This is a genomic window from Amycolatopsis heterodermiae (assembly GCF_034929455.1).
GTDB classification, from domain to species: domain Bacteria; phylum Actinomycetota; class Actinomycetes; order Mycobacteriales; family Pseudonocardiaceae; genus Amycolatopsis; species Amycolatopsis heterodermiae.
This window is the reverse complement of the sequence record NZ_JAYFSI010000002.1, coordinates 333774-347376: the sequence shown is the minus strand read 5'-3', so window position 1 is coordinate 347376 and position 13603 is coordinate 333774. Positions and strand designations below refer to the sequence as shown.

The following is a 13603-nucleotide window of genomic DNA, read 5'->3' as shown; positions in this document are numbered from 1 at the left end:
GGCAGCCGGCTCGGCCACCGCGACCGAGGAACTCGGGCACGTCGGAATTCGCGGTCCCGGCACGCACCTCGACCGGAGCTGCTTCCGCCGCACACCGGGCTCGAGTGCGCACTCCACCGGCCGCTCGCCCGTTTCGTTGCCCGTCGCACGAGGCGGCCGAACTCATCGAAGCCGTTGCGTGATCCCGCGCGCACGTCGGCGTCGGCGTTCGCGCGCATTGCCCCGGTACAGCTGGCCTCCCGGAACGGAGGGCTCCGGGATCACGCGACGGCGGGGATCGGCTTGCCGAGCATGGCGCACACCGCGGCGTTCACCAGGTTCCGGTTGGCCGCGCCGGCTTTCGGCGGCTTCAGGCCGAAGATCGTGGAGGTGAGCACCGAAGCGGTCCGCGTGCCGGTGTCGTCGGTGTAGGCCTCGGCGGAGTAGCCGGTGATCTGGCCGTTGTGGCCCCAGACGGTGCCGCAGGGCGTGGTCACCTGCTCCAGCCCGAGCCCGTAGCGGCGGTCCGGGATCTCCGGCTCTTCGGGCCCGGTCGTCTTCATCTCCGCGAGCAGGGCGGGCGGCAGGAGCTTGCCCGAGAGCAGCGCGCCGTCGAAGGTGGCCCAGTCCCGCGCGGTGGAGACCATGCCGCCGGCGGCCCACTCCGTGCTGGTGTTGACGGAGGTGGTGTCGACGTACCCGGCGGGCCGCGCCGGGCCGGCGAACGCGGTCCCGGCGGGCGTGCCCTCGGGGAGCAGCGCGGCGACGTGCGCGGCGTCGGGTTCGTAGCCGTGCGCCAGCGCGCTGCTCTGCGCTCCCTCGTCGTTCCCTTCGACCAGGTACGTGCCGGTCAGGTGCAACGGGACGGCGATCCGCTCCTGGACCAGGCCGGCGAGGGGCTGCCCGGTCGCCTTCTCGGCGACGAGGCCGAGCGCGACGTAGTTGGTGTTGCTGTAGGAGTAGCCGGTGCCGGGTGCGAACAGCGGGTCGTGCCGGACGCCGGCGGCGAGCACTTCGCGGGGTGTCCAGGCGCGGGTGTCCTGGCCGGTGAACGCCTTGAGCACGTCGGGGTCGAAGAGGTAGTTGAACAACCCGCTGGTGTGGGCGAGCAGCATCCGCAGGGTGATCGCGCCGCCGTCCGGGACGAGCCCGGGCAGCCACTTCTCCACCGGGTCGCTCAGCCGCAGCCGGTTCTCGGCGACCAGCTGGAGGACGACGGTGGCGACCATCGTCTTGGTGTTGGAGCCCATCCGGAACCGATCGGCCGCCGTCAGGGTGTGGTCGGCGGTGGACCACGGTGCCTGCCGGGCGATCTCGACCGGGTGGCCCCCGCCGTCGTCCACCCGGACGATCACTCCCGGGGCCCCGGCGGCCACCACCTGCTGGGCCAGTCCGGTCAGTGCGCCCGACGGGGCCGCCGCGGCACCGGTGGGGGCCTCGTCGCAGGCGGTGAGCACACCGCTCAGGGCCACGGCCGTCACCAGGGCCAGTCCTGCCCTGAGGCGGCGCGGAAACAGCGGGTTCGCGGTCATGGTGGGTCTCCTCGACGGGGTCGGTGGCCGGTCGTCCGGCCGGTGATGCCAGCTTCGCCAGCCGACGAGCGGAGATCACTGGTGCAGGACCCCGGCAGTAGTGGTGCCAGCCCTACCGCGCGAGCACCGTCCGGCCGGTCATCATCGACACCGGCCCGGCCGACGCGCCGAGGCACGAAGAGGGAGTGTGATGACCGATTCCCGCGGGACTCCCCCGCCCGTCTCCGCGTTGGCTTCACGGCTCAACTCGCTGGGCTGGTCCGCGATGCTGCTGACGGGCTCGGTCGCGGGCGCCGCGCTGGCCACACTGTGGATCACCTCGGTGCCGCTCGTCGCGCTCGGTGCCGGGGTCCCGCTGACGCTGCTCTCGACCGCGCTGGTCCGCTGGCTCGCCGACCGGCACCGGCGGTGGGCCGGCCGGGAGCTCGGAGAACCCGTGCCCCGGCCCTACCTCCCGGCACCGGAGGCCGGGTGGCCGTCGCGGCTGTGGACGATCCTGCGCGACCCGGCCACCTGGCGGGACTGGGCGTGGCTGGCCGTCAACGCGATCACCGGCTGGCTCACCTGCGGGCTGTCCCTGCTGCTGTTCGCCGGCGGGTTCGTCTACCTGCTCTACCCGCTCGTCTACGCGCTGACCCCGCCCGAGGTGTTCCGCACCCCGCTCGGCGAGGCCTTCCGGCTGCGGAGCGTCACCCAGTCGTTCGCGCTCGTGCCGCTCGGCCCGGTGTGCTTCCTGCTCTGGTACACCACCGCGGCCCGGCTGGCGCGCCTGAACGCCCGCGTGATCCGCCTGCTGCTCGGCCCGACCGAACAGGCCCGGCTGCGAGCCCGGGTCGAGCAGCTGGCGACCTCCCGTGCCGAGACCGTCGACACCCAGGCCGGCGAACTGCGCCGGATCGAACGCGACCTCCACGACGGCGCCCAAGCCCGGCTGGCGTCCCTCGGCATGAGCCTCGGCCTGGCCGAGCAGCTGCTGGCCGACGACCCGCAAGCCGCCCGGCGGCTGCTGGCCGAGGCCCGCGCCTCGACGTCCGACGCCCTGGCCGAACTGCGCGACCTGGTCCGCGGCATCCACCCGCCGGTGCTGGCCGACCGCGGCCTCGACGGCGCCCTCCAGGCCCTGGCCCTGATCAACCCGACCCCGACCACGGTCGTGACCCACCTGCCCGGACGGCTGCCCGCGCCGGTCGAGTCCGCGGCCTACTTCGCCGTGTCCGAAGCCCTCTCCAACGCCATCAAGCACGCCGGCGCCCGGCACATCCGGATCACCGCGGACCTCAGTGCCACCGGCGACCTGACGCTGCGCGTGGCCGACGACGGCCGCGGCGGCGCCGCACCCGGGAGCGGCACCGGGCTGCGCGGTGTCGCCCGCCGGCTGTCCGCCTTCGACGGCACCCTCAGCGTCGACAGCCCGCCGGGCGGCCCGACCGAAATCCGGATGTGGCTGCCGTGCGCGTCGTTGTAGCCGAGGACCTCGCGCTGCTCCGCGAGGGCCTGATCAGGATCCTCGGCGCCACCGGCTTCGACGTCGTCGCGGCCGTCGACAACGGACCTTCGCTGACCCGGGCCCTGACGACGCTGCGCCCCGACGTCGCCATCGTCGACGTCCGGCTGCCCCCGACCTTCACCGACGAGGGCCTGCGCGCCGCCATCGCCGTCCGCGAGCAGGTCCCGGGGCTCCCGATCGTCGTGCTGTCGCAGTACGTCGAGCAGCTCTACGCCCGGGAACTGCTGTCCGATCGCGCGGGAGCAGTGGGCTACCTGCTCAAGGACCGGGTCATGGACGTCGGCCAGTTCGTCGCCAACGTCCGCCAGGTCGCCGCGGGCAGCACGGTGATGGACCCCGAGGTCGTCACCGCCCTGCTCGGCCGGCGCGCCGGCGACCCGGCCCTGCGCGGGCTCAGCCCGCGCGAGCACGAGGTCCTGGCCTTGATGGCCGAAGGCCGCTCCAACGCCGCGATCGCCGCCCGCATGCACGTCAGCGGGAAGACGGTCGGCAAGCACATCGGCACCATCTTCACCAAGCTCGGCCTCGGGCTCTCCGAGAGCCACCACCGGCGCGTCCTCGCGGTCCTCACCTACCTGGAGCAGCCCGGCGGGACGTTCACGGCGTCTTGAGGACGCCCCCGTCGACGTTCCAGTTGGCGCCCACCGCGCTGGGCATCGCCGGCGACGCCAGCAGGAGCACCGCCCGGGCGATCTCAGCGGGCTCGATCAGCTCGCCGGTCACCATGCCCGACTGCTCGGGCATGGCCGCGAGCAACGTCTCCTGGTCGACGCCCATGCTCGCCGACAGCCGTCCCAGGTAGCCGTCCGGGCTCGTCAGGATCGCGGTCCGGGTGGCGCCGGGGGTGACGACGTTGACCCGGACCCCGGTGTCCCCCAGTTTCTCCGCCAGCCCGCGGGAGAACGCGTTCAGCCCGGCCTTGGCCGCGGCGTAGGACAGCGGCACCCCGCGCGGGTCGCGCGCGGAGCTCGAGCTGATGTTCACGATCGCGCCCCGCGCCCGCGACAACGCCGGCAACGCGGCCCGCGTCATCTCGACGGCGGCGCGCAGGTTCAGCGCGAGGACGTCGTCCCACGCCGGGGCGGAGCCGCCGATGGGGTCGAGGAGGTCGGCGTCGGACGCTTCGCCGCCGCCGGCGTTGTTGACGAGCACGTCGAGGCGCGGGTCGTCCGCGAGCACGGTGCCGAGCACCCGCCGCGGCGCGTCGGCGTCGAGCAGGTCGGCGGACACGAACGCCGCGCCGGTGGCTTCGAGCTCGGGGGTGCTCTTCCGCGACACGGCAACGACTTCGGCGCCTTCGGCGAGGAACGCCTCGACCGTCGCCAGCCCGATGCCCCGGCTCGCCCCCGTCACGAGGACGCGCTTGCCCGCAAGATCCAGATCCATGGTGGTGTTCCCTTCACGTCTGACTTGACTCTGCAAATGCTACACACAAGTCTCAGTTATGCCAGCAGTCGAGACGACGACTTCTCGGATGTAGGCTGATCCGGGACGTGACGAGCGAGAAGGAGGGTTCCGGGTGAGCGCAGACGCCGGACCGCGGCGCTTGCGGGCGGACGCCGAGCGCAGCACCGCGCGGATCCTGGCCGCCGCCGAAGAGGTGCTCGCGGCCGACCCGGCCGCCACGCTGGAGCGGATCGCCGACGCCGCGGGGGTCGCGCGCGCCACCGTGCACCGCCGATTCTCCTCCCGCAAAGCGTTGCTGGAGGCCCTGACCGGCGTCCTCAACGAGCGCTACCTGTGCGGGCTCGACCAGGCGCGGGTGGCGACGGCGCCGCCCGTCGCGGCGCTGTACCGGCTGACCGAGCTGCTCTTCGAGCTCAAGGTCGGCAGCCGGGCGATCATGGAGCTCACCGCGGACCCGGCCACCCAGATGACTCCGCTGAGCCCCGAGGTCACGGCCGGGCTCGAGCTGCTGTTCCGGCGGTTGCACGAAGCCGGCGAAATCACCGCCACCGACACCGCGTGGTGCTTCGCCCTCTACCTGGCCGTCGTCCACGAAGCGGCGCAGCTGCCGGCGAACTCGCCGATGCTGGGCACCGAGGCGGGCGACGTGGGTGCGCGGGCCGACCTGACCTACCGGACGGTGCTGGCCGCGCTCGGAGGCGGCCGGCCACCCGCCGAGCCGCGAGCAGGACGAACCGCGTAGGCCAACAGTGGCACCGGGCGCGTTGCCTGATCACCTCTCTTGACAAGCGGCCGGAAAAGCACATACATGGACAATGGTTCAAACCACTCGGGCAGGAGTTGGTCTCCATGGTCAAGTTCGGTCGGATCACCGCGTTGCTGGCAGGCGCCGCCCTCCTGGCGGGCATGACGACGGGCACGAGTGCCGCGGGTACCACCGCCGCGCCACGCAAGGCCGGGCCGGTCACCGTGGCCTACGTCGAAGTGAACAACAACAGCATGCTGAACGTGGGCAAGTACGCGCTCGCCCAGGGCGGCGGCAACGTGTTCGACATCGGCGTCATCTTCGCCGCCAACATCAACTACGACACCGCGACCAAGTCGGCGTACCTGTACTTCAACCCGAACGTGCAGAACGTCCTGAACAACGTGAGCACCCAGGTCCGCCCGCTGCAGGCCAAGGGCATCAAGGTCATGCTGTCGATCCTGGGCAACCACCAGGGCGCCGGGTTCGCCAACTTCCCGTCCCAGCAGGCGGCCGCGGCCTTCGCCAAGCAGTTGTCCGACACCGTGACCAAGTACGGGCTCGACGGCATCGACTTCGACGACGAGTACACCGAGTACGGCAACAACGGCACCGGCCAGCCCAACGCCAGCTCGTTCGTCTACCTCGTCACGGCCCTGCGCGCGGCGATGCCCGGCAAGCTGATCTCGCTGTACAACATCGGCCCGTCGGCGACGAGGCTGTCCTACGGCGGCACCGACATCACGTCGAAGTTCAACTACGCCTGGAACCCGTACTACGGCACCTGGGGCGTGCCGAACATCGCCCTCCCCAAGTCCGGGCTCTCCCCCGCGGCGGTCCAGATCTCGGCGACGTCCACCAGCACGGCCGCCAGCCTCGCCCAGCGAACCGTGAACGAAGGCTACGGCGTGTACCTGACCTACAACCTCGGCGCCGGCGACGCGCACAGCTACGTCTCCAGCTTCACCAAGCCCTTGTACGGCAAGGACGCCGTGTACACGAACTAGCCGCTTCCGGAGACCGGACCGGCGGCGTGCAACCGTGCGCGGGGGCACTTCCGTCCCTGGGGAGTGCCCATGCGAAGACTGCCCGCCGTGTCCGGTGTCCTGCTCCTGCTCGTCATCGCCGCCGCGTGCGGCCGCAACGAACCAGAGGCCGCGAACGAGCCGGCGCTGTGCTCCTCCGGCTACCAGCCCCGGGAACTCGCCGACCGCCCCCTGCAGCTGGCGCTTCCCAGCCTCCCCGGCCACCCGCCCGTCGAGCACCAGCCGGCCGAGGCCCGCACCACGGACGCGGCCGCGATCAAGAAGATCGCGGCCGCCGCGTGCTCCCTGCCGACCCCGCCGTCGGACATCGCCTGCACCCTCGAACTCGGGCCGAGCTACGAACTCCGCTTCGTCGACACCCAAGGCCGGACCACCACCGTCACCGCCGCCAGCTTCGGCTGCCAGTTCGTCGAAGGACTGGGTTCCCAGCGGTACAAGGCGAAACCCCTCTGGGAAGCACTGGCCTCGGCCGGTCTCCCCGCAGCGCAGCCGCGCTGACCGGCTCGTGGTCACCGCCTCGCGGCGGCCAGTGCCGCGCGGATGGCGTCCTCGCCGGCCCTTCTCGTCCGAGGAAGGCCCGTACGGCGTGCCCCACACCGGTGTGCCCGTCGCGTGCCGCCAGCCGTCGGCCAGCGCCCCCGCGTCCACCACGCCGTACCCGATGGAGGCGATGAAGGCGGTCACCCGCCCGTGACGAAAACGCGCGTGCTCGTGCCGCTCCTCAGGGTGGTGGCGCGCCGCTCACTCGAAGACGGTGACGCCGAGCGCGACGTCGAACCCCGTGCCGTTGCGGGCCAGGCCCATCAGCAGCAGGCCGGCCCCCTCCAGCCAGTGCGCCATCTCCAGGCCACCGGCATCCCGCGGGCGCAGCCCGAGGCTCTCGACGAACGCCGAAACGCTCGCCTTGGCCCCGGCGTCGTCGCCGGCGAGGACCACGTCCAGCGGGCCACCCCGGGCCAGGACGTGCCCGAAGACGGTGTTGAACGCCTTGACCACGTGCGTGCTCGCCGGGGCGGCCTCGGCGATCTCCTGCGCGCCGGAGCTACCCGGACGGGTGACCAGCACGGCGTCGCCGGGGCCGGCGAACGTGTTGGAGATGTCGATGACGACCTTGCCGGCCAGCGCGTCCCCGTACTGGGTGACCACCGGCACGCCGCCGGCGTGCGGCACGGCGAGGACGACCAGGTCGCCGGCCGGGGTGGTGCCGAACGTCCCGGCCGTGGCGCCGCCCCCGAGGGCCGCGGCCACCTCCTCGGCCTTGCCCGCGTCGCGGCCGACGACCTCGACGGTGTTGCCGCCCTCGATCGCGCGGGCGCCGATGGCCTGGGCCATGTTTCCCAGGCCGATGATGCTGACGTTGCTCATGACGTGCCGCTTTCCGGTGCGGGGACAGGACTTCCCGAGGCTGCCAGCGGCCCGGATGCGTGTCCAAGACCTCTTTCAGCTGCTGCGATACCCTGAAGACATCGCCGGACCGGGAGGCTCCATGGATCTGGACCTGCGCAAGCTGCGCTACTTCGTCGCCGTCGCCGACAAGCTGCACTTCGGCCGCGCCGCCGAGGAGCTGCACATCGCCCAGCCGGTGCTCAGCCGGCAGATCCGCGCGCTGGAGAAGGATCTCGGCGCCGCGCTGCTGACGCGGGACAGCCACGGCGTCACGCTGACCGACGCCGGCCGGCAGCTGCTGACCGACGCCGGCCCGCTGCTCGCCTCCGCGCACGCGGCCCGCCACCGGGTGACCGTGGCCGCCCGGGGCAGCCGGCGGCTGATGGTCGGCTTCCGGGCCGGGGTGGCCACCGCCCCCGCGGTGAACCTGTTCGCCGCCCGGCACCCGGACGTCCCGGTCGACGTGCAGCGGATCGAAGGCGACGAGCAGGCCCCGATGCTGCTCGACGGCCGCATCGACATCGGCTACGTGCGGTTGCCCATCGACGAAGCCGGCCTGCGCGTCGTCCCGCTCTACTCCGAACCGCGGGTCGCGGTCCTGCCCGCCGGTCACCGGCTGGCCGGCAAGGAGGAGGTCACCGAGGCCGACCTGGCCGGCGAGCCGCTGATCTGGCACGCCGGCACGCAGCCCACCAAGCGCCCCCACCCCAACGCCGGGTACGTGGTGCGCGGGGTGGACGAAACGCTGGAGCACGTCGCGGCCGGCCGGGGCATCTCGTTTTTGGCCCGTTCGGCGACCGTGTTCTACTCCCACCCGGAGATCAGCTACGTGCCCATCCCGGACCTGGCGCCCGAACAGGTGTGCCTCGCGGTGGCGGCGTCGCGGGACTCCCCGGTCGTCGAGGACTTCTTCACCGCGGCCCAGAAGGCGGCCGAAGTCACGGCGGAATGCGGGAACTACGAAATGTGGCAGCGCGGCGGCGAATCCGCGGCGAAGCAGGGTTGAGCAGGAGGACCGACAAAGCGCGGCGCCGCCCCCGGGAAGGAGACGGCGCCGCGGTCACGCTCGTGCCGGTCAGGCCAGGGTCAGGCCGTAGGACGAAAGCTCACGCGTCAGCGGGTAGAAGTAGCTGACGGTCGTGTTGCCGCCGGACAGGGTGCCCAGGCCCTTCGAACCGTCGTAGGCCGGGCCGCCGGAGTCACCGTGGTCGGTGTGGGCGGTCGTGCCGAACTCGTGGTTGAGCACGCCGACGTCGAAGTTGACCGACTGGTCGACCGAGGTCACCTGGCCGGTGCCGCCGCCGGTGGTCGAGCCCTGCTTCGAGATCCGCTCGCCGACCTGCGGCGCGGCCGCGCTGGTGATGGCCTGGCCGGTGTTGATGCGGCCGGGACCGGAGCCGTTCGGGCGGGTCAGCAGACCGGAGTCCGCGCCGGGGCAGTCGCTGCGGACCACCCGTGCGCCGCTGACGTCGCCGCCGGACCAGGTACCGCCGAGGTTGGTGCAGTGCCCGGCGGTGAGCAGGTACGGGGTGCTGCCGCTCTTGACGTTGAACCCGAGCGAGCAGCGGGCGCTGCTGTTCTGGATGGCGTCCCCGTCGGCGATGTACAGCTCGAGCTTGCCGGTCTTGTACTCGACGCGGGCGCTGTCGCCGTACTGCTTGGCCGCGGTGGCGACCTTGTCCGCGGTCGCCGGGGTGGCGGCCGAGAAGATGGTCACGACGACCTGGTTGGTGGAAGTGTCGATGCCCCAAGAGGTCTGCGGCACGTTGCGGACGTTGTCCATCGCGTTCTTGACGCCGGTCAGCGCGGCGAAGGTGTGGGTGACCTTCTTGGCGGTGAGACCGGCCGCTTCGACTTTTTGCGCGCCGGCGTCGTCCAGGACGTTGACGATCGCCTTGCCGTTGTCGAGGTAGTAGCCGCCCGAGGCGGCGCCGAGGGCGGCGGTCACCTGGTCGGCCTGGGTCATGGCGTTGCCTTGGGCGAGCGTGAACGCCGCTTCGGCCGACAGCGGCGCGGCGTTGGCCGCCGGGACGCAGAGGGCGCAAGCCAGTGCGGCTGAGGCGAATGCGGTGAAGCCGGCGAGTTTCCGGGACGTCATCAGGATCCTCCGGGTCGTCTTTGGGGGGAAGACTGGCGTGAGGGGTGCTTGCCACGGTGGAACACTGCGTGACGATCCAGCTTCCGCGGGTGATTCACCACCGACGAAGGTTTGTTTTCAACCGAAAGCCCATCCGGAAAACGGACAAAGAAGAAATTCGTGAAGTAAATCCGCCAATAAGTGCCCGCACGGATCCCGCTCAGCGGTATCGCGTCACCGGCCGCTCGTGTCAGCCACCGTGTCAGCACCGTGGCCGCCCGATGTCAGCCCACCCCGCAACAGTGGTTCACATCCCCACCACCGGGGACCACGAACCCGGGAGAACCCATGCAGACCTTCGCCACCACCACCCCGATCACCGCCACCCTCGACCTCCCCGCCGGCCGCGTCCACCTCCGCGCCACCGACCGCACCGACACCACCGTCGAGATCCGCCCGGCCGACCCGGGCAAGACCCGCGACGTCCAGGCCGCCGAACAGACCACCGTCACCTACACCGACGGCGTCCTGCGCATCCACACGCCGCAGGGCAAGATCCAGTACTTCGGGCCGTCCGGCTCCATCGACGTCACCGTCGAGCTGCCCACCGGGTCCCGCGTCGAGGCCACCAGCACCGCCGCCGAACTGGACAGCACCGGCCGCCTCGGCGACGTCGCCTTCACCGGCGCCTACCGCCACATCACCCTCGCCCACACCGCCGCCGTCCGCCTGACCGCCACCGACGGCGACGTCCACATCGGCCACCTCGACGGCCCCGCCGACATCGGCACCGCCCGCGGCGACATCCACATCGGTGAAGCCACCGGCGGCACGGTCACACTGGAAACCCAGACCGGCAGCATCACCGTCGGCGCGGCCCCCGGCGTCTCCGCGACCCTCGACGCCGGCACCACCCACGGCCGCATCGACAACACCCTCAAGAACAACGGCACCCCCGAACTCACCATCCGAGCCACCACCACCCAGGGCGACATCGTCGCCCGCAGCCTCTGAAACCCGGGCTAGATGATCGGCAGCTGCACGTAACCCAGGCGCGACGGTCCCGTGTGGATCGTGTTGACGGCTCCGTCGTGGTAAGCCGGGTCGTAGGCGTGGTGCATGCCGTGCGCCACCCCGTCGTACGGCTGCACGTCGACGCGGATCCGGTGCCCCTTGCGCAGCAGGCCGGTGCTCGGGATCAGCTCGATCTCGACCTCGACCGCCTCGCCCGGGACGAGCGGCGCGTGGTCGGCCTGGCGGTGGGTGTGCTTCACCGTGCACGCCGTGCTGCGTGCTTCGTCGATCCGGCGGTGGGACGCCTTGAGCCAGCCCTTCATGAGCGGGATGGGGCGGTCACCGAAGCCGCTCGTGGCGAACCCGGTGAAGTCGACCTCGCGGCCGGCCTCGTCGACGACCCGGACCGACACGTAGACGTCCATGTCGTGGCTGCTGGCGGACACCACCAAACCGACCTTGCCGTAGCCGGCGAGGACCGCGTCGGCCGGCAACGGCGCGCTGAGGAACGAGATCCCGGTGGCGCGCGGATCGGACCGGGCCGACGCGGGATCGACGCGCAGGGCCGCGCCGGCGGCGGGCGGGACGAGCGCGATCTCCGCGGAGTACGACACCTCGGCCGCGGCCGTCGGCTCGGTCGTCGAGAGCCGGAAGAACGGGCGCTCCCCGGAAGCCGCGTCGAAGTACCAGCGGCGGTACTCGGTGCGTGCGACGGGCCACTCGTTCTCGTGCCGGACGATCGCGGCACCGTTGCCGGACCGGATCTCGAGGCGCACCGGTGGCGTGTCCATGATCCCGTTGTCGATCCCTTTGAGCCAGTGGTCGAAGAAAGCCTTGTGAGCGGCCACGGTCTCCGCGGCGTAGGACTTCTGGAACCAGTCGTCCCAGACGTCGAGCTTCTTGTCCGCCGTCGGCGTGGCCAGGTAGGCGTTGCTGCCGCCGAGCTGGTGGAAGTGCGCGACGTGGGTCGTCGCGGCGACCGCCCAGAGCGGGACGGTGACACCGGTCAGATCGGGACTCATGAAGACGTCCGCCCGCGGCCCGAAAACGGCGTCCGGATCGCTGTCGCGGAACGGACTGTCCTTCAGGGTCCGGAGGAAATCGGCGACGTCGGGCTCCCCCACGATGGCCGGGTCGATCCCGGACGCCTTCCAGACGGACCAGAACTGCTCGTTGAAGATCCCGCCGTTGTAGGCGACCTCCTCGTAGAGGTCGACGTCCGTGCCGATCGCGATCATCGCCTTGAGGTGCTTCGGATGCAGGCTCGCGGCCTGGTGCTGGCTCATCGCGAGGTACGACATGCCCCAGGTGCCGACGTTGCCGTTGGACCACGGCTGCCCGCCGGCCCACTCGATGCAGTCGCGCAGCGCCTCGGCACCGGCGATACCCCAGGGAGCGAGCCGTCCGGGGGTGGCGCCGGCGCCCGGCATGTCCGTCCGCACGACCGCGTACCCGTCGGGGACCCAGGACGCGGTGTTGACCGTTTCGTGGTTCTCGAACGGCTGCCCGCCGGGATTGCCCGAGAAGTAGTCGTCCTCAATGAGCTCGTGCGCTTCGAGGTCGGCGGCCGTCCCGATGGAGTGGTGGTTGAACGCCTTGCCGTAGGGCCCCGAACTGATGACGACGGGGTAGCTCCCCGGTCCGTCGGGCCGGAAGACGTCCGCGAGGACGTACCCGCCGTTGCCCAGCGGGATCGCGACGTCGCGGAACCGCAGGATGCCCAGGACGTTGCGGCGGACCTCGTTGCGGGCGTTCGCCGGAGTGCACAGCGTGCGCGGCCCGGCGTCCTCGAAGACCCCGGCTTCGTTCAGGTCACGCAGGAGCCCGGCGACGACCGGGTCGTCGGCGAACGCCTGGACCTTGTCGGCGACGCCGGCGCCCGCGAAGTCGGCGTCGTGCCGGAAGTCGATCCGCCGGTCACCGACGATGTCATGGACCTCCGGGGCGATCTCCGTCCCGGCGTCCCGGATGGCGCGCCGGCCCAGGGTGAACACGAACCGGGCGACGTTCGTCAGCCCGGGATCGCGGAGTTTGGCGACGTCGCCGTCCACACGCGCGACGATCTGCGCCAGGTTCACCCGAGGGCGCGCGGAGACGTTGCCGATCGGCGTCGCTCCCACGAGGAAGGCGACCCGTTCGCCTTCCTCGTACCGGAACTCGCCTTGCCGACCCGTGAACCCTTGGTGCGTCGGGGTTTCGTACTTCAACCCGCTGATCGGGCCGGCCAGGAAACCCGTGTGGGTCATCGGCTGCCTTCGCCCGTCTCGGCCGCGGCGAGGAGCATCCAGCTGCGGAACTCGACCGAGAAGTGCTGCAGGTGCTGCTCGACGGCCTCGGGTGCGCTGGTCGCGGGCAGGGTGACGGAAAGCTCGGCCGTCATCCCGTGGTCGGCTTCGCGGAACGACGTGGAGACGGAGCCGACCACGGTCCCGTCGTCGTCGAGGGTCAGGAGCGAGTGCCGCCGGTCGGTGCCGCCGGGCACTTCGCTCTCGTCCCAGCCACCCATGCGGAAGCCCACCACGTGCTCGCCGAGCGTCTCGACGATGTGCGGCCCCCGCGGGTCGGCCATGTCCATGAGGTAGTGCTCGGGCTGGGCCGCGATGAGGACGTCTTCCCTGGTGAACGCGCGGATCATCCACGCGGAGAAGGCGGCCGCGGTGAGCCCGCGGGCCTCGATCGTGAGGGTGCCCGTCACCTGTTCGCCGCCGGAGCGCCGCACGTGGTCGCGGAAGAAAGCGTTGCCTACGGCGATTTCCGCGCCGACGAGCGCGTGCAGCCGGTCGCCGAGGTTCCCCTTGATGAGGCGCAGCGCACGACGGGCCGACGCGAGCTCGTAGCGGTCGATGTTCCGGTCGTCGGTTTCGCCCGCGATGCGGACCGATGCCGCGGTGCCGAGGGTCATGATGGGTC

At 71.6% G+C, this 13603-nt stretch carries 13 protein-coding genes; 7 read left to right on the top strand and 6 right to left on the bottom strand.

Features of this window, described 5'->3' with window-relative positions; translation table 11 throughout:
- Nucleotides 1-260: 260 nt before the first annotated feature.
- Nucleotides 261-1511: a serine hydrolase domain-containing protein gene (locus VA596_RS12295; RefSeq protein WP_323326354.1), complete on the bottom strand. Its 1251-nt coding sequence runs from the start codon at nucleotides 1509-1511 to the stop codon at nucleotides 261-263.
- A gap of 190 nt (nucleotides 1512-1701) precedes the next feature.
- Between VA596_RS12295 and VA596_RS12290 the strand changes: the two genes are divergently transcribed.
- Both VA596_RS12290 and VA596_RS12285 read left to right on the top strand, forming a co-directional pair.
- The gene (locus VA596_RS12290; RefSeq protein WP_323326352.1) at nucleotides 1702-2976 is read left to right on the top strand and encodes a sensor histidine kinase; all 1275 of its coding nucleotides are present in this window, start codon (nucleotides 1702-1704) and stop codon (nucleotides 2974-2976) included.
- The gene (locus VA596_RS12285; RefSeq protein WP_323326350.1) at nucleotides 2961-3629 is read left to right on the top strand and encodes a response regulator transcription factor; all 669 of its coding nucleotides are present in this window, start codon (nucleotides 2961-2963) and stop codon (nucleotides 3627-3629) included. Before VA596_RS12290 ends, VA596_RS12285 begins: the two co-directional genes overlap by 16 nt.
- Here the strand turns inward: VA596_RS12285 and VA596_RS12280 are convergent.
- Nucleotides 3616-4404: an SDR family NAD(P)-dependent oxidoreductase gene (locus tag VA596_RS12280; protein ID WP_323326348.1), complete on the bottom strand. Its 789-nt coding sequence runs from the start codon at nucleotides 4402-4404 to the stop codon at nucleotides 3616-3618. The two genes, VA596_RS12285 and VA596_RS12280, sit on opposite strands and share 14 nt — an antisense overlap.
- Nucleotides 4405-4537: 133 nt before the next feature.
- Here VA596_RS12280 and VA596_RS12275 point away from each other — a divergent pair, with 133 nt between their 5' ends.
- The 3 genes from VA596_RS12275 to VA596_RS12265 all read left to right on the top strand — a co-directional run bounded on the left by VA596_RS12275 (nucleotide 4538) and on the right by VA596_RS12265 (nucleotide 6714).
- Entirely contained in the window at nucleotides 4538-5167 is a 630-nt protein-coding gene (locus tag VA596_RS12275) for a TetR/AcrR family transcriptional regulator (protein WP_323326346.1), read from the top strand.
- 107 nt (nucleotides 5168-5274) lie between these two features.
- Nucleotides 5275-6177: an endo-beta-N-acetylglucosaminidase H gene (locus tag VA596_RS12270; RefSeq protein WP_323326344.1), complete on the top strand. Its 903-nt coding sequence runs from the start codon at nucleotides 5275-5277 to the stop codon at nucleotides 6175-6177.
- A gap of 69 nt (nucleotides 6178-6246) precedes the next feature.
- On the top strand, nucleotides 6247-6714 hold the full coding sequence (locus VA596_RS12265) for a hypothetical protein (RefSeq protein WP_323326342.1): 468 nt from the start codon (nucleotides 6247-6249) through the stop codon (nucleotides 6712-6714).
- A 243-nt stretch (nucleotides 6715-6957) separates the two neighbouring features.
- Here VA596_RS12265 and VA596_RS12260 read toward each other — a convergent pair whose 3' ends face one another.
- Nucleotides 6958-7581, bottom strand: coding sequence for an NADPH-dependent F420 reductase (locus VA596_RS12260; RefSeq protein WP_323326340.1), 624 nt, complete (start codon nucleotides 7579-7581; stop codon nucleotides 6958-6960).
- Between the two features lie 121 nt (nucleotides 7582-7702).
- On the opposite strand from VA596_RS12260, the gene VA596_RS12255 reads away from it, so the two are divergent.
- Complete coding sequence (locus VA596_RS12255) at nucleotides 7703-8608, top strand: LysR family transcriptional regulator (RefSeq protein ID WP_323326338.1); 906 nt, start codon at nucleotides 7703-7705, stop codon at nucleotides 8606-8608.
- Between the two features lie 69 nt (nucleotides 8609-8677).
- Here VA596_RS12255 and VA596_RS12250 read toward each other — a convergent pair whose 3' ends face one another.
- A complete protein-coding gene (locus VA596_RS12250) occupies nucleotides 8678-9700 on the bottom strand; it encodes a S1 family peptidase (RefSeq protein WP_323326336.1) in 1023 nt (340 codons plus the stop codon).
- Between the two features lie 327 nt (nucleotides 9701-10027).
- Between VA596_RS12250 and VA596_RS12245 the strand changes: the two genes are divergently transcribed.
- Complete coding sequence (locus tag VA596_RS12245; protein WP_323326334.1) at nucleotides 10028-10693, top strand: DUF4097 family beta strand repeat-containing protein; 666 nt, start codon at nucleotides 10028-10030, stop codon at nucleotides 10691-10693.
- 8 nt (nucleotides 10694-10701) lie between these two features.
- Here the strand turns inward: VA596_RS12245 and VA596_RS12240 are convergent, their stop codons facing one another.
- Together VA596_RS12240 and VA596_RS12235 are read right to left on the bottom strand one after the other, a co-directional pair.
- Nucleotides 10702-12939 (bottom strand): CocE/NonD family hydrolase, encoded by a 2238-nt coding sequence (locus VA596_RS12240; protein ID WP_323326332.1) that lies wholly within the window; start codon nucleotides 12937-12939, stop codon nucleotides 10702-10704.
- Complete coding sequence (locus VA596_RS12235) at nucleotides 12936-13595, bottom strand: hypothetical protein (protein WP_323326330.1); 660 nt, start codon at nucleotides 13593-13595, stop codon at nucleotides 12936-12938. The genes VA596_RS12240 and VA596_RS12235 overlap by 4 nt, the downstream gene beginning before the upstream one ends.
- Nucleotides 13596-13603: the final 8 nt, after the last annotated feature.

What these genes read in the sequence shown, in the direction of transcription:
- VA596_RS12295 (WP_323326354.1), bottom strand. Translation starts at nt 1,511, where the DNA reads ATGACCGCGAACCCGCTGTTTCCGCGCCGCCTCAGGGCAGGACTGGCC.
- VA596_RS12290 (WP_323326352.1), top strand. Translation starts at nt 1,702, where the DNA reads ATGACCGATTCCCGCGGGACTCCCCCGCCCGTCTCCGCGTTGGCTTCA.
- VA596_RS12280 (WP_323326348.1), bottom strand. Translation starts at nt 4,404, where the DNA reads ATGGATCTGGATCTTGCGGGCAAGCGCGTCCTCGTGACGGGGGCGAGC.
- VA596_RS12270 (WP_323326344.1), top strand. Translation starts at nt 5,275, where the DNA reads ATGGTCAAGTTCGGTCGGATCACCGCGTTGCTGGCAGGCGCCGCCCTC.
- VA596_RS12265 (WP_323326342.1), top strand. Translation starts at nt 6,247, where the DNA reads ATGCGAAGACTGCCCGCCGTGTCCGGTGTCCTGCTCCTGCTCGTCATC.
- VA596_RS12260 (WP_323326340.1), bottom strand. Translation starts at nt 7,581, where the DNA reads ATGAGCAACGTCAGCATCATCGGCCTGGGAAACATGGCCCAGGCCATC.
- VA596_RS12255 (WP_323326338.1), top strand. Translation starts at nt 7,703, where the DNA reads ATGGATCTGGACCTGCGCAAGCTGCGCTACTTCGTCGCCGTCGCCGAC.
- VA596_RS12250 (WP_323326336.1), bottom strand. Translation starts at nt 9,700, where the DNA reads ATGACGTCCCGGAAACTCGCCGGCTTCACCGCATTCGCCTCAGCCGCA.
- VA596_RS12245 (WP_323326334.1), top strand. Translation starts at nt 10,028, where the DNA reads ATGCAGACCTTCGCCACCACCACCCCGATCACCGCCACCCTCGACCTC.
- VA596_RS12240 (WP_323326332.1), bottom strand. Translation starts at nt 12,939, where the DNA reads ATGACCCACACGGGTTTCCTGGCCGGCCCGATCAGCGGGTTGAAGTAC.
- VA596_RS12235 (WP_323326330.1), bottom strand. Translation starts at nt 13,595, where the DNA reads ATGACCCTCGGCACCGCGGCATCGGTCCGCATCGCGGGCGAAACCGAC.